The sequence below is a fragment of the Streptomyces sp. NPDC088817 genome, assembly GCF_044750345.1.
In the GTDB taxonomy this organism is placed as follows: domain Bacteria; phylum Actinomycetota; class Actinomycetes; order Streptomycetales; family Streptomycetaceae; genus Streptomyces.
Genome location: NZ_JBIVJN010000029.1, coordinates 12,267 through 24,509, shown reverse-complemented (window position 1 = coordinate 24,509; position 12,243 = coordinate 12,267). Strand labels below are relative to the sequence as shown.

General features: G+C 72.0%; 10 protein-coding genes. 4 read left to right on the top strand and 6 right to left on the bottom strand.

Annotation, left to right across the window (positions count from 1 at the left end; translation table 11 throughout):
• Positions 1-21 precede the first annotated feature (21 nt).
• Positions 22-1,014, bottom strand: coding sequence for a porphobilinogen synthase (gene hemB / locus ACIP4X_RS34220; protein WP_358737284.1), 993 nt, complete (start codon positions 1,012-1,014; stop codon positions 22-24).
• Between the two features lie 403 nt (positions 1,015-1,417).
• Here hemB and ACIP4X_RS34215 point away from each other — a divergent pair, with 403 nt between their 5' ends.
• Positions 1,418-2,752: an NAD-dependent succinate-semialdehyde dehydrogenase gene (locus tag ACIP4X_RS34215; RefSeq protein ID WP_358737283.1), complete on the top strand. Its 1,335-nt coding sequence runs from the start codon at positions 1,418-1,420 to the stop codon at positions 2,750-2,752.
• An 85-nt stretch (positions 2,753-2,837) separates the two neighbouring features.
• Positions 2,838-4,256, top strand: a complete 1,419-nt coding sequence (locus tag ACIP4X_RS34210; protein ID WP_391460130.1) for a PH domain-containing protein — start codon at positions 2,838-2,840, stop codon at positions 4,254-4,256.
• 11 nt (positions 4,257-4,267) lie between these two features.
• Here ACIP4X_RS34210 and ACIP4X_RS34205 read toward each other — a convergent pair whose 3' ends face one another.
• A complete protein-coding gene (locus ACIP4X_RS34205; RefSeq protein WP_391460128.1) occupies positions 4,268-5,272 on the bottom strand; it encodes a helix-turn-helix domain-containing protein in 1,005 nt (334 codons plus the stop codon).
• 495 nt (positions 5,273-5,767) lie between these two features.
• Here ACIP4X_RS34205 and ACIP4X_RS34200 point away from each other — a divergent pair, with 495 nt between their 5' ends.
• Both ACIP4X_RS34200 and ACIP4X_RS34195 read left to right on the top strand, forming a co-directional pair.
• On the top strand, positions 5,768-6,607 hold the full coding sequence (locus tag ACIP4X_RS34200) for a helix-turn-helix transcriptional regulator (RefSeq protein WP_358737276.1): 840 nt from the start codon (positions 5,768-5,770) through the stop codon (positions 6,605-6,607).
• On the top strand, positions 6,604-6,807 hold the full coding sequence (locus ACIP4X_RS34195) for a DUF397 domain-containing protein (protein ID WP_358737274.1): 204 nt from the start codon (positions 6,604-6,606) through the stop codon (positions 6,805-6,807). The genes ACIP4X_RS34200 and ACIP4X_RS34195 overlap by 4 nt, the downstream gene beginning before the upstream one ends.
• A gap of 57 nt (positions 6,808-6,864) precedes the next feature.
• Here the strand turns inward: ACIP4X_RS34195 and ACIP4X_RS34190 are convergent, their stop codons facing one another.
• Genes ACIP4X_RS34190 through ACIP4X_RS34175 form a run of 4 tightly spaced genes read right to left on the bottom strand, consistent with a single transcriptional unit; the run spans position 6,865 to position 12,060 of the window.
• On the bottom strand, positions 6,865-8,571 hold the full coding sequence (locus ACIP4X_RS34190) for a uroporphyrinogen-III synthase (protein WP_391460125.1): 1,707 nt from the start codon (positions 8,569-8,571) through the stop codon (positions 6,865-6,867).
• Entirely contained in the window at positions 8,568-9,533 is a 966-nt protein-coding gene (gene hemC / locus ACIP4X_RS34185; protein WP_358737270.1) for a hydroxymethylbilane synthase, read from the bottom strand. The genes ACIP4X_RS34190 and hemC overlap by 4 nt, the downstream gene beginning before the upstream one ends.
• Positions 9,530-11,299, bottom strand: coding sequence for a glutamyl-tRNA reductase (locus tag ACIP4X_RS34180; RefSeq protein ID WP_391460123.1), 1,770 nt, complete (start codon positions 11,297-11,299; stop codon positions 9,530-9,532). Before ACIP4X_RS34180 ends, hemC begins: the two co-directional genes overlap by 4 nt.
• Positions 11,296-12,060 carry a redox-sensing transcriptional repressor Rex gene (locus tag ACIP4X_RS34175; RefSeq protein WP_358737266.1) on the bottom strand — a complete coding sequence of 255 codons (765 nt, stop codon included), beginning with the start codon at positions 12,058-12,060 and terminating at the stop codon, positions 11,296-11,298. Before ACIP4X_RS34175 ends, ACIP4X_RS34180 begins: the two co-directional genes overlap by 4 nt.
• Positions 12,061-12,243: the final 183 nt, after the last annotated feature.

Sequence of the window (12,243 nt, the reverse complement as noted above, 5' to 3'; positions counted from 1 at the left end):
CACTGCGGCCGGGCTTCGACGTCAGCGCAGCTTCTGCGCGACCTCGGTGGCCCAGTAGGTGAGGATGTTGCGCGCCCCGGCCCGCTTGATGCCGGTGAGGGTCTCCAGGATGGCCCGGTCGCGGTCGAGCCAGCCCTTCTCGGCGGCGGCCTCGATCATCGCGTACTCGCCGGAGATCTGGTACGCGGCGACCGGCACGTCGGCGGCGTCGGCGACCCGGGCGAGGATGTCGAGGTAGGGGCCGGCCGGCTTGACCATCACCATGTCGGCGCCCTCCTCCAGGTCGAGGGCCAGCTCCCGCAGCGACTCCCGCAGGTTCGCCGGGTCCTGCTGGTAGGTCTTGCGGTCACCCTGCAGCGAGGAGCCGACCGCCTCCCGGAAGGGGCCGTAGAAAGCGGACGAGTACTTGACGGTGTAGGCGAGGACGGCCACGTCGTCCCGCCCGATCTGGTCGAGCGCGTCCCGGACGACGCCGATCTGCCCGTCCATCATGCCGCTGGGGCCCACGATGTGGGCGCCGGCGTCGGCCTGGACCTGGGCCATCTCGGCGTACCGCTCGAGCGTGGCGTCGTTGTCGACCCGTCCCCCGGCGTCGAGGACGCCGCAGTGGCCGTGGTCGGTGAACTCGTCGAGGCACAGGTCGGACATGACGAGCAGTTCGTCCCCGACCTCGGCGCGCACATCGCGCAGCGCGACCTGGAGGATCCCGTCCGGGTCCGTGCCCGCCGTGCCGAGGGCGTCCTTCTTGTCCTCCTCCGGCACCCCGAACAGCATGATCCCGGAGACCCCGGCCTCCACCGCCTCGGCGGCGGCCTTCTTCAGGCTGTCGCGCGTGTGCTGGACCACGCCGGGCATCGCCGAGACCGGCACGGGCTCGCTCACACCCTCGCGGACGAACGCGGGCAGGATGAGGTCCGCCGGGTGCAGCCGGGTCTCGGCGACCATGCGCCGCATGGTGGGGGTGGTGCGCAGCCGGCGAGGACGCGTACCGGGGAACGATCCGTACTTCGTCATGCCCTCTACGCTACGCCCGCCGTCCCGGTGCCTTTGCCGACGGGAAGTCGGCCGGTGCGGGGCGCCGCGTCGGCGCCGCCCCGCCGTCCCGCCGCCGCGCGTCGGCCTCTTCGCCGAACGTCCCGCCGTGGCCGAGAGGTTCGGCGCCACCCACACACTTCGACGGCGCCGGGACCGACGTCGCGGCCTGGTCCGACCGGTTCGTTCGACCTGTTCGACCTCGCCGACCAGGGGAAACGTATCCTCGGCTGCAACGACCTGATCGGCAGGACCCGGCCGCTGCGGGAGACGGCGGAGGCGTTCGACGACCTCGGGTCGAACACCGGGGTCCGCACGATCCTGACGCCGTGAGCAGCGTCGAGCCCGACAGCCGCCCCGCACCCAACCGCCTTCAGGAGGCCTGATGTACGCCGTCACCGACCCCACCACCGGCGAAGTCGCCGAGACCTACCCGACCGCCACCGACGCCGAGATCGAGGCGGCCGTCGCCGCCGCCCACGCGGCCACCGCCTGGGGCCGCGGCAGCACCGTGGCCGAGCGCTCCGCGCTGCTGCGCCGGCTCGGCGACCTGCACACCGAACACCAGGCCGAGCTGGCCGCGAGCATCGTGCGCGAGATGGGCAAGCCGCTCGCGGAGGCCGAGGGCGAGGTCGGCTTCTGCGCCGACATCTACCACTACTACGCCGACCACGCCGAGCGGTTCCTCGCCGACGAGCCGCTCGACGTCACCTCCGGCCCCGGCAGCGCCGTCGTCCGGCGCGGCCCGGTCGGCGTCCTGCTCGGCATCATGCCGTGGAACTTCCCCGCCTACCAGGTGGCCCGGTTCGCCGCCCCGAACCTCGCGCTCGGCAACACCATCGTCCTCAAGCACGCCCCCCAGTGCCCGGCCACCGCCGCGCTCCTGGAGAAGCTGTTCGCGGACGCCGGCTTCCCGGCCGGCGCGTACGTCAACGTGTACGCCACCAACGAGCAGATCGCCGAGGTGATCGCCGACCCGCGGGTCCAGGGCGTCTCGCTCACCGGCTCCGAGCGCGCCGGTGCCGCCGTCGCCGAGATCGCCGGACGGAACCTGAAGCGCGTCGTCCTCGAACTCGGCGGCTCCGACCCGTTCATCGTGCTGTCCACCGACGACCTCGACGCGGTCGTCGAGGCCGCCGTCGCCGCCCGGCTCGACAACACCGGCCAGGCCTGCAACGCCGCCAAGCGGTTCGTCGTCGTCCAGGACCTCTACGACGCGTTCGTCGAGAAGTTCACCGCCCGGCTGCTCGCGGGCGAGACCGGTGCCCCACTGTCGTCGGCCGCCGCCGCCGAGAACCTCGCCCGGCAGGTGGACGAGGCGGTCGCCCAGGGCGCCACGCTCCACAGCGAGGGCGAGCGGCGCGGGGCCTACTTCCCCGCCGGGGTCCTCACCGGGCTCACCACCGAACACACCGCCGCCCGCCAGGAACTCTTCGGACCGGTCGCGATGGTCTTCCCGGCCGCCGACGAGGACGACGCCCTGCGCATCGCCAACGACACCCCCTACGGGCTCGGCTCCTACGTCTTCACCACCGACCCCGCGCAGGCCGAGCGCGTCGCCGACCGCATCGAGGCCGGCATGGTCTTCGTCAACGGCGTCGGCGCCGAGGGCGCGGAACTGCCCTTCGGCGGCATCAAGCGCTCCGGCTTCGGCCGCGAACTCGGCCGCCTGGGAATCGAGGAGTTCGTCAACAAGAAGCTCATCCGGACCGTGGCGTAACGACTCGTGGACGGGTCCGGGCCTCCGACCGGCGGCCCGGACCACCCCGTCGGCGCGCGGCCCGGCCGATGACACGATGGCGCGCATGGCCGATGTGTGGAACCTGACCTGCCGCCCCCGCTGGAGACGCGCCCTGCGGCCGTTCGTCCGGGTGAGCGCCGACGCCCGGGGTCTGCACGTGCGAACGCTGCTGCGCCGTCAAAGCGTGCCGTGGGGCGACATCGCCGAACTGCGCGTGCACCAGAGGCCCGCGCGAACTCCCTGGACCCGCACGCCCCGTCGCGTCAGCCTGATCCCGCACTACACACGTGAGCGGCTCCTGCCCCTGCCACGGAGCCGCTCGTCCGACGACCCGGCCTTCGACGCCGAGGTGGAGGCGCTGCGCGCGCTGCACCGCCGCCACGCGGCCACGGGTCCGAGCAAGGTCTCCGCCGTGTCGTACGGCACCCCCCGGCGCGGCTGGGCAGGGGTGCTGGTCCTGTGCCCTGTGCTGCTCGTGTTCGCGGCCATGGCCGCGGGGTCCGTGTCCGGCACCGCGTCGGACGAGCGGGCGTGGAAGTCGGCCACCGCGTGCACCGCCCGGACGCCCGCCGCGGAGCGCCGCGAGTGCCTGACCACGACGCCGGCCGTGATCTCGCGAACCGAGGACGGCCGGAGCGCGCGGCAGCCCAGCTGGCTGTACTTCACCGACGGCCGACCGCTGGTGCGAGCCGAGGTCTCCCGCGATGCCGCCCTGGAGTTCCAGGCCGGCGACCGCGTCGAACTGACCTTCTGGCGCGGCCAGGTGATGAAGGTCGTCGGAAAGAGCTACGCGTGGCACGAGAACGTCGCCACTGCCGGGACCGCCGCCGTCTTCGCGGCCGCGTTCGTGCTCGCCGCGTGCTACGCCGCGGCCCACTCGGTGCTGAGCCTGCTCGGGCGCCGGCTGCGCGACGCCGAGGACCTCCCGCCGGCCCTCGCGTTCGGGGGCGCGCTCGCCGCCACCGCCCTGTGGCTCCTGCCGCTCTGCTACCTCCACCCCACGACCCTGTTCTCCTCCCCCGCGGCGATCACGTGGCTGGCCGTGGGTTCGCTGGTCACGCTGGGCCTGTTCATCGGAGCCTGGCACACCACCACCGCCTCCGCTCCGGACACGGCGACCGGTGAGTCCGCCGCCGAAAAGACCGAGGAGGAGTTCGTGCCCGCCCGCTTCCTGGAGGACACCGACTACAACCCGCACGGCTTCGGCACCCACATCGTCCTGGACGGCGGCCCTCTCGCGGTCGCGCCCGGTCCCGGCCGGTTCGCGGCGAAACCGATACCGGTGCGGCGGCTCACCCTCAAGACCGTACGACGCGCCCGGCACACCGACCCCGTGGACAGACACTGGGACATCGCCGAACTCGACGACGCCGGCACCCCGATCCGCCTCGCCGCCGAACCCGCGGACCTGACCCGCATACTCCGCGAACTGGCCCGCGCGAAGACCTCCGTGCCGCCCAAGGACGCGTTCCAGCGCCGGTGAGCGGTACGCGCTCAGGCCGCTCTGACCACCTCTGCCGTTGCCTTCGAAGCGGTTCGGCACTCGCGGCAGCGGCCTGGCTCGGAGGCGCGGAATGCTCGCTCACAGCCGTCGCAGTTCTGGAGCGGGTGAGGACGGTGGCGGGTCCCGGTGGTCGCTGATGTCTGCGGAGGAAGCGTGGGGACCGGAGGAAGCGGAGGGGGCAGAAGTTCGCGAAGACGGTGGGCCACCAGTCCGGCCGGGTGCCGCAGGTCTGCCGGCACGTCGGAAGTCAGGGCCCGGTGGACGACCGCGGCCTTGGCACCCGCCTTGAACCAGGCGACGACAGTTGGGGCCAACCTGTTCACGTCCCGGAGGGAAAGGGTGAGGCGGGCGTCGCTGCGGCGGAGCCCCGCGAGGAGGGCGACGGCCTCGTCGTGGTACCGATCGCGTGGCGTGCTGTCGCCTTCCGGCGGTGCGGGCGGGTTGGGCACTTCAGGTACTTCGGGGCGATCCTCGCGTACGTCGGAAGGCATGGGCTCGGTCGGCGGGGGCGGTGGCGGCTGCCGCCGGGCCCGGTCGTGCTCCTGGGGCGGTTCCTGCGCGCCGGCCCGGAGGCCGGACACCGGGCCCCGGACCGCCGCGGTACGGCCGTGGACAGGATCCGTGTCCGTCACTGCGGGCGTGTGATGGGCGTACGTCCGCGTGAACAGACGCCCCGCGTCCGTCCGTTCGCGCACCCGCTCCAGATAGCCCTGGGCTTCCAGTTCCCGCAGCGCGAACGCGATCCGGTCCCGTCCCTCGGGGAAGCGGTCCGCAAGGCTGCGGATGTCGACCGGTGCGCCCTCGGGCAGCGACAGGACGTGCGTGGCCAGTCCGATCGCGGTCAGCGACAGCTCACGGTGCTGGGCGAGGTGGTTGCCCACGACCACGTACCGGCCGGACTGGTACGTGCGTACGTGCGTGACACCGGAGTGGGTGGCGGTTCGCCGAACACCCTGATTCGGGCGCGGGGCAGCGTTAAGCTTCTCGTCAGCCATGGGGAAGGTCCTGCTTCCTCGTTGGTCAGGCCCTCGCACTGGGATGCCAGTCCCGGCGGGGGCCGATGCATGTGTGGGGTTGTGGAGGCGACGCGGAGTCGCCTCGGCCCGAGACTGCCCGTCCGATCCGCCCACGCGCCACTCGTACCGCCCGGTTTCACCCACCCGAGTGATCGAGTCAAGGTTTGGTTGGTTGGGTAGGTTTTTTCCCAGGGTTCTTTGGTCTTTTACCGCCCGCAGCCCCGACCCCCGAACCGCCGACTCCCGCTTCTCCGGGTTCCGGTAGGGGAGAACGTCTCACGGAGTTGCCGGGTCGGGTGATTTCCTCAGTCACGTCACTCAGCGTGTTCGACTGTACTTAACCTGTGAAGATCCGGCATCCGTGCGGAAGGCGGCCGTCCGGACCCGGTCCGGATTCCGTCCGGCTCGTCCGCAGTGACGGCCCGCGTACGGCCGGAGTTGAGCACAGAAGCGCGGCGAAGGGTGGTGGCGGACGTGGACAACTGGAACGCGGAGCCGGAGGACGACGAGGCCGAGGGCATCACGCGGACGGTCATCCGGCAGTTGAAACTGTGGCGAGAGGCCGCCGGCATGACCCAGGCGGAGTTCGGGACGGCGATCGGGTACGGGCAGGAGCTGGTCTCGTCCGTGGAACGGGGGCGGCGGATCCCCCGGCCCGAGTACCTGGACGCGGCGGACGCGGCCCTGGGCGCGGGCGGCAGGATCTCGGCGATGAAGGAGGACGTGGCGGAGGCCCGGTACCCGAAGAAGGTACGGGACCTGAAGAAGCTGGAGGCGGAGGCGGTCGAGCTGTGCGCCTACAACAACTCCGTGATCCATGGGTTGTTGCAGACGGAGGAATACGCACGGGGAGTTTTCAACGCCCGTCGACCGGGATTCACCGAGGAGGAGGTGGAACAGCAGGTCATGGCACGCCTGACACGCCAGAAAATCCTCGACCCCATGACCGGACGACGCATGTTCAGTTTTGTTCAGTGCGAGTCGACGCTTCGTAGGCCCATTGGGGGCAGGATGGTGATGCGGCGGCAACTCGAACGACTGTTGGAGGTGGGGCAGTGCCGCAACGCGGACCTCCAAGTCCTGCCCCTCGATCGCGAGGAGAACTCGGGAACCGACGGCTCGTTCAGGCTCCTCAAGCTCAGGGACGGAGCCACAGTCGCGTTCAGCGAAGCACCGCTCAGCAGTCGGGTAATGACCAACCCCAAAGAAACGACGGTCCTCGACATCCGCTACGGAGCCATCCGCGCCCAGGCCCTCAGCCCACAGGAGTCGTTGACCTTCATCGAAAAGCTACTGGGAGACACAACGACATGACGCTCAAGGCATCCGGAGCTGAAGCCGAGATGGAGTGGATAAAGAGCAGCTACAGCACCGCCGACGGGCCCGACTGCGTCGAGGTGGCAACCCTCCCCGACCACATCCTCGTCCGCGACTCCAAGAACCCGGACGGCCCCCGCCTCGCCCTGCCTCCCACCACCTGGGCGGCCTTCCTGCCGTACGCCTCCGGCCGCTGACCGAACGAACGAACGCGGCCCGCACCCGACTTCCGGGTGCGGGCCGCGCCGGCAAACTCACGTCGAGGTACGACGCCTCCGTGCCCCCGGGCGGCGTTCGCTCGGGCGGGTCACCGGGTCGCCCGCGTCCAGGGCCGCGAGGCGGCGGCGGGCGCCGAAGTCGGCGAGGGCCTCGGCCAGCTTGTGGACGGACGGCTCGGGGGCCATCACGTCCACCCGCAGGCCGTGCTCCTCGGCGGTCTTCGCCGTGGCCGGACCGATGCAGGCGATCACCGTCACGTTGTGCGGCTTGCCCGCGATGCCGACCAGGTTCCGCACCGTGGACGACGACGTGAACATCACCGCGTCGAAGCCGCCGCCCTTGATGGCCTCGCGGGTCTCCGCCGGGGGCGGGGAGGCGCGGACCGTGCGGTAGGCCGTGACGTCGTCGACCTCCCAGCCCAGTTCGATCAGACCCGCCACGAGGGTCTCCGTGGCGATGTCCGCGCGGGGCAGGAAGACACGGTCGATCGGGTCGAAGACCGGGTCGTACGGCGGCCAGTCCTCCAGCAGGCCCGCGGCCGACTGCTCGCCGCTCGGCACCAGGTCCGGCTTCACGCCGAAGGCGATCAGCGCCTTGGCCGTCTGGTCGCCGACCGCGGCCACCTTGATGCCGGCGAAGGCCCGGGCGTCGAGGCCGTACTCCTCGAACTTCTCCCGCACCGCCTTCACCGCGTTGACCGAGGTGAACGCGATCCACTCGTAGCGTCCGGTCACCAGGCCCTTGACCGCGCGCTCCATCTGCTGGGGCGTGCGCGGCGGCTCGACGGCGATCGTCGGCACCTCGTGCGGCACGGCCCCGTAGGACCGGAGCTGGTCGGAGAGTGAGGCCGCCTGCTCCTTGGTGCGCGGCACGAGGACCTTCCACCCGAACAGCGGCTTGGACTCGAACCACGAGAGCTGGTCGCGCTGGGCGGTCGCGCTGCGCTCGCCGACGACGGCTATCACCGGGCGCCCGCCGTCCGGGGACGGCAGGACCTTGGCCTGCTTCAGGGTCTGCGCGATCGTGCCGAGCGTCGCCGACCAGGTGCGCTGGCGGGTGGTCGTACCGGCGACCGTCACCGTCAGCGGGGTGTCGGGCTTGCGGCCCGCCGAGACCAGCTCGCCGGCCGCCGCGGCGACCGAGTCGAGCGTGGTCGACACCACGACCGTGCCGTCCGAGGCACCGACCTCGGTCCAGCAGCGGTCCGAGGCCGTACGCGCGTCGACGAACCGTACGTCGGTGCCGTGGGCGTCACGCAGCGGCACCCCGGCGTACGCGGGCACGCCGACGGCGGCCGCGATGCCGGGGACGACCTCGAAGGGAACGCCCGCGGCGGCGCAGGCGAGCATCTCCTCCGCGGCGTACGTGTCGAGTCCCGGGTCCCCGGACACCGCACGGACGACCCGCCTGCCGCCCCGCGCGGCCTCCATGACAAGATGTGCGGCATCCCGCACCGCGGGGATCCCAGCGGTTGTTGACGTGCCGTCAACAACCGTGAGCTGGGGCGTGCCCGTGCCCGGATGCGAGTCCGCCGAAGGACCCGGGTCCGTGTGCACGACGGCGACGCCCTGCCTGGCGTGCGTGCGCACGACGTCGAGCACCTCGTGCTCGGCGACGAGGACATCCGCGTTGGCCAGCGCCTCCACGGCGCGCAGTGTGAGCAGTCCCGGATCTCCGGGTCCGGCACCGAGGAAGGTGACGTGCCCGTGTTCGGGACAGGCGGGAAGGGTGGTGGGGCTCACTGTGCTCGCTCCCCCATCAGACCGGCCGCGCCCTGGGCGAGCATCTCGGTGGCGAGTTCGCGACCGAGTGCCATCGCCTGTTCGTGCGTCTGGGGCACGGGACCGGTGGTGGACAGCTGCACCAGTGCGGAGCCGTCGGGCCTGCCGACGACGCCCCGCAGGCGCATTTCCTTGACAATCTGCCCGTCGCCCGGCTGGTCGAGGTCGGCCAGCGCGCCCACCGGGGCGCTGCAGCCGGCCTCCAGGGCGGCGAGCAGTGAACGCTCGGCGGTCACGGCGGCCCGCGTGAGCGGGTCGTCGAGCCGGGCGAGCTCGGCGGCGAGGGCAGCGTTGACCGCGGTGCACTCCACCGCCAGGGCCCCCTGGCCGGGGGCCGGCAGAATCGTGTCGACCGACAGGAAGTCGGTCACCTCGTCGCTCCGGCCGACCCGGTTCAGCCCGGCGGCGGCCAGGACCACCGCGTCGAGCTCGCCGTTCTTGACGAAGCCGATGCGGGTGTCGACGTTGCCCCGGATCGGGACCGTCTCGATGTCCAGGCCGTGGGCGCGGGCGTACGCGTTGAGCTGGGCCATGCGGCGCGGCGAGCCCGTACCGATGCGCGCCCCGCGGGGCAGGTCGGTGAACTTCAGCGCGTCCCGGGCGACGAGCACGTCACGCGGGTCCTCGCGCTCGGGCACGGCGGCCAGGACCAGGTCCTCGGGCTGCGCGGTGGGCAGGTCCTTGAGCGAATGAACCGCGAAGTCCACCTCGCCCCGCTGCAGCGCCTCGCGCAGCGCGGCCACGAACACGCCCGTGCCGCCGATCTGTGCGAGGTGCTCACGGGAGATGTCGCCGTAGGTGGTGACCGGGACGAGCTCGACAGGCCGTCCGGTCACCTGGCTCACGGCGTCCGCCACCAACCCGGACTGGGCCATGGCGAGCTTGCTCCGCCTGGTCCCGAGCCTCAGTGCCTTCTCAGTCATGCTGGCCCTCGGTTCTTGCTGTGCATCTCGGAGTCGTCGTGCTTCTCGGAGTCGTCGGAATCGCGGTCGGCCCGGGAGACGGAGGCGACCGTCTCGGGGTCCAGGTCGAACAGGGTGCGCAGGGCGTCCGCGTACCCGACGCCGCCGGGCTCGGCCGCGAGCTGCTTGACCCTGACCGTCGGCGCGTGCAGCAGCTTGTCCACGACCCGCCGGACGGTCTGGGTGATCTCCGCCCGGTGCTTGTCGTCGAGGCTGGGCAGCCGCCCCTCCAGGCGGGCGATCTCGCTGCTCACGACGTCGGCGGCCATGGTGCGCAGCGCGACGACGGTGGGCGTGATGTGCGCCGCCCGCAGGGCCGCCCCGAAGGCGGCGACCTCGTCGGAGACGATACGGCGGACCTGGTCGACATCGGCGGCCATCGGAGCGTCGGCGGAGGCCTCGGCGAGCGACTCGATGTCCACCAGGCGCACCCCGGCGAGCCGGTGCGCGGCCGCGTCGACGTCGCGCGGCATGGCGAGGTCCAGCACGAAGAGGACGGGCTCGCGGCGCGGCGCGACGGCGACCGGCTCGGGCCTGCGGTGCTCGGGAACCCGGCCTGCGCTGGCCGCGGTCGCGGCGAGCGCGGTGATCAGCTCGGCGTCGGTCTCCGGGTCGGTCCCGGCGCGGGCGGACTCGCGGCGGTCGACGTCCCCGTTGTCCACCCAGGTGCCGTGCTGCTCCAGGGTGGCCGCGTCCATGCCGGCCACGGCGGACTCGCCCATCAGGGAGAACCCGGGCTCGGCGGCGAGGTCCAGCGGGCAGTTCTCGTCGGCACCGGCGGCGCCCACGAGCGGCACGGGGGTCTCGCGGACGTCCGTGCGCACGGCCGTACGAGCGCTGCCGTGCTCCTCTCCGGCCGTCCGCGCCCCGGTGACGGGCGCTCCGGTACGGCCTTCGACCGCGGCGGTGACCGTCTCGGCGGTCAGCACGAGTCCGGTCGCGCCGGTGCAGGAGACGGCGACATCTGCACGTGTCAGCTCGAACGGCACCGCGTCCATCGGTACCGCGCGGGCCGACACGTCCGTGTCGTCGCCCTCGGTGAGGATCCGGACGAGGCGCTCGGCCCGGTCCTGCGTACGGTTGGCGATCACTATCTCGGCGACGCCGATCCGGGCGAGCGTGGCCGCGGCCAGCGACGACATCGAACCGGCGCCGATGACCAGGGCCTTCTGGCCGCGCGCCCAGGCCCGCACGTCCGCGCCCGCGGACAGCTGCTCAAGGCCGAAGGTGACCAGGGACTGCCCGGCGCGGTCGATGCCGGTCTCGGAGTGGGCGCGCTTGCCCACCCGCAGGGCCTGCTGGAACAGGTCGTTCAGCAGCCGCCCGGCGGTGTGCTGGTCCTGGGCGCGGGCCAGGGAGTTCTTGATCTGGCCGAGGATCTGTCCCTCGCCGACGACCATCGAGTCCAGACCGCAGGCCACTGAGAACAGATGGTGGACGGCCCGGTCCTCGTAGTGCACGTAGAGGTACGGGGTGAGCTCCTCGAGGCCGACCCCGCTGTGCTGGGCGAGCAGCGTGGACAGCTCGGCGACACCGGCGTGGAACTTGTCCACGTCGGCGTACAGCTCGATGCGGTTGCAGGTGGCGAGCACGGCGGCCTCGGTGGCCGGCTCGGCGGCGACCGTGTCCTGGAGCAGCTTGTCCTGGCCGTCCACGCTCAGCGAGGCGCGCTCCAGGAGGCTGACCGGGGCGCTGCGGTGGCTCAGTCCGACGACGAGAAGGCTCATGCCGGCATCACGGCGGGGACATCCCCGTCCGGGCCCTGGTCGGTGGACTCCTCACGGACCGCGGCGGCGGTCGGGACGGAGCGGTCGGCGACGGCCTCCTCACCGGCCTTGCGCTGCTCGTGGAAGGCGAGGATCTGCAGCTCGATGGAGAGGTCGACCTTGCGCACGTCGACGCCGTCCGGGACGGACAGCACGGTCGGCGCGAAGTTCAGGATGGAGGTGACTCCGGCGGCCACCAGCCGGTCGCAGACCTGCTGGGCGGCGCCCGCGGGGGTCGAGATCACGCCGATCGAGACCCCGTTGTCGCGGATGATCCGCTCCAGCTCGTCGGCGTGCCGGACCGGGATGCCGGCGACGGGCCGGCCGGCCATCGCGGGGTCGGCGTCGATGAGCGCGGCGACGCGGAAGCCGCGGGAGGCGAAGCCGCCGTAGTTGGCGAGGGCGGCACCGAGATTTCCGATGCCGACGATCACAACCGGCCAGTCCTGGGTGAGGCCGAGTTCACGGGAGATCTGGTACACGAGATACTCGACGTCGTAACCCACCCCGCGGGTCCCGTAGGAGCCGAGGTAGGAGAAGTCCTTGCGCAGCTTGGCGGAATTGACCCCCGCCGCGGCCGCGAGCTCCTCGGAGGAGACCGTGGGCACCGAGCGCTCCGACAGTGCGGTCAGGGCTCGGAGGTACAGCGGAAGCCTGGCGACGGTGGCCTCGGGAATCCCTCGGCTACGGGTCGCCGGTCGGTGAGTTCGGCCAGTTGCCACGGTGCTCCTGCGGGTAGAGCGGGGCTGCGGGCGGTCGTATGTCCCCAGACCGCCCCGTCGACAGCAGGCTATGTCTTTGTGAACGTGTGCACAAAGATGGTGTCCGATTTGCCCGGCCAACGTGACCGGGGTCACGCATGTCCGACGCGGATGCCCGGAGCCGGCGCATCCACACCGCTGCGC

Coding starts and splice junctions, on each gene's coding strand:
- hemB (WP_358737284.1), bottom strand. CDS start 1,014: ATGACGAAGTACGGATCGTTCCCCGGTACGCGTCCTCGCCGGCTGCGC.
- ACIP4X_RS34215 (WP_358737283.1), top strand. CDS start 1,418: ATGTACGCCGTCACCGACCCCACCACCGGCGAAGTCGCCGAGACCTAC.
- ACIP4X_RS34210 (WP_391460130.1), top strand. CDS start 2,838: ATGGCCGATGTGTGGAACCTGACCTGCCGCCCCCGCTGGAGACGCGCC.
- ACIP4X_RS34205 (WP_391460128.1), bottom strand. CDS start 5,272: ATGGCTGACGAGAAGCTTAACGCTGCCCCGCGCCCGAATCAGGGTGTT.
- ACIP4X_RS34195 (WP_358737274.1), top strand. CDS start 6,604: ATGACGCTCAAGGCATCCGGAGCTGAAGCCGAGATGGAGTGGATAAAG.
- hemC (WP_358737270.1), bottom strand. CDS start 9,533: ATGACTGAGAAGGCACTGAGGCTCGGGACCAGGCGGAGCAAGCTCGCC.
- ACIP4X_RS34180 (WP_391460123.1), bottom strand. CDS start 11,299: ATGAGCCTTCTCGTCGTCGGACTGAGCCACCGCAGCGCCCCGGTCAGC.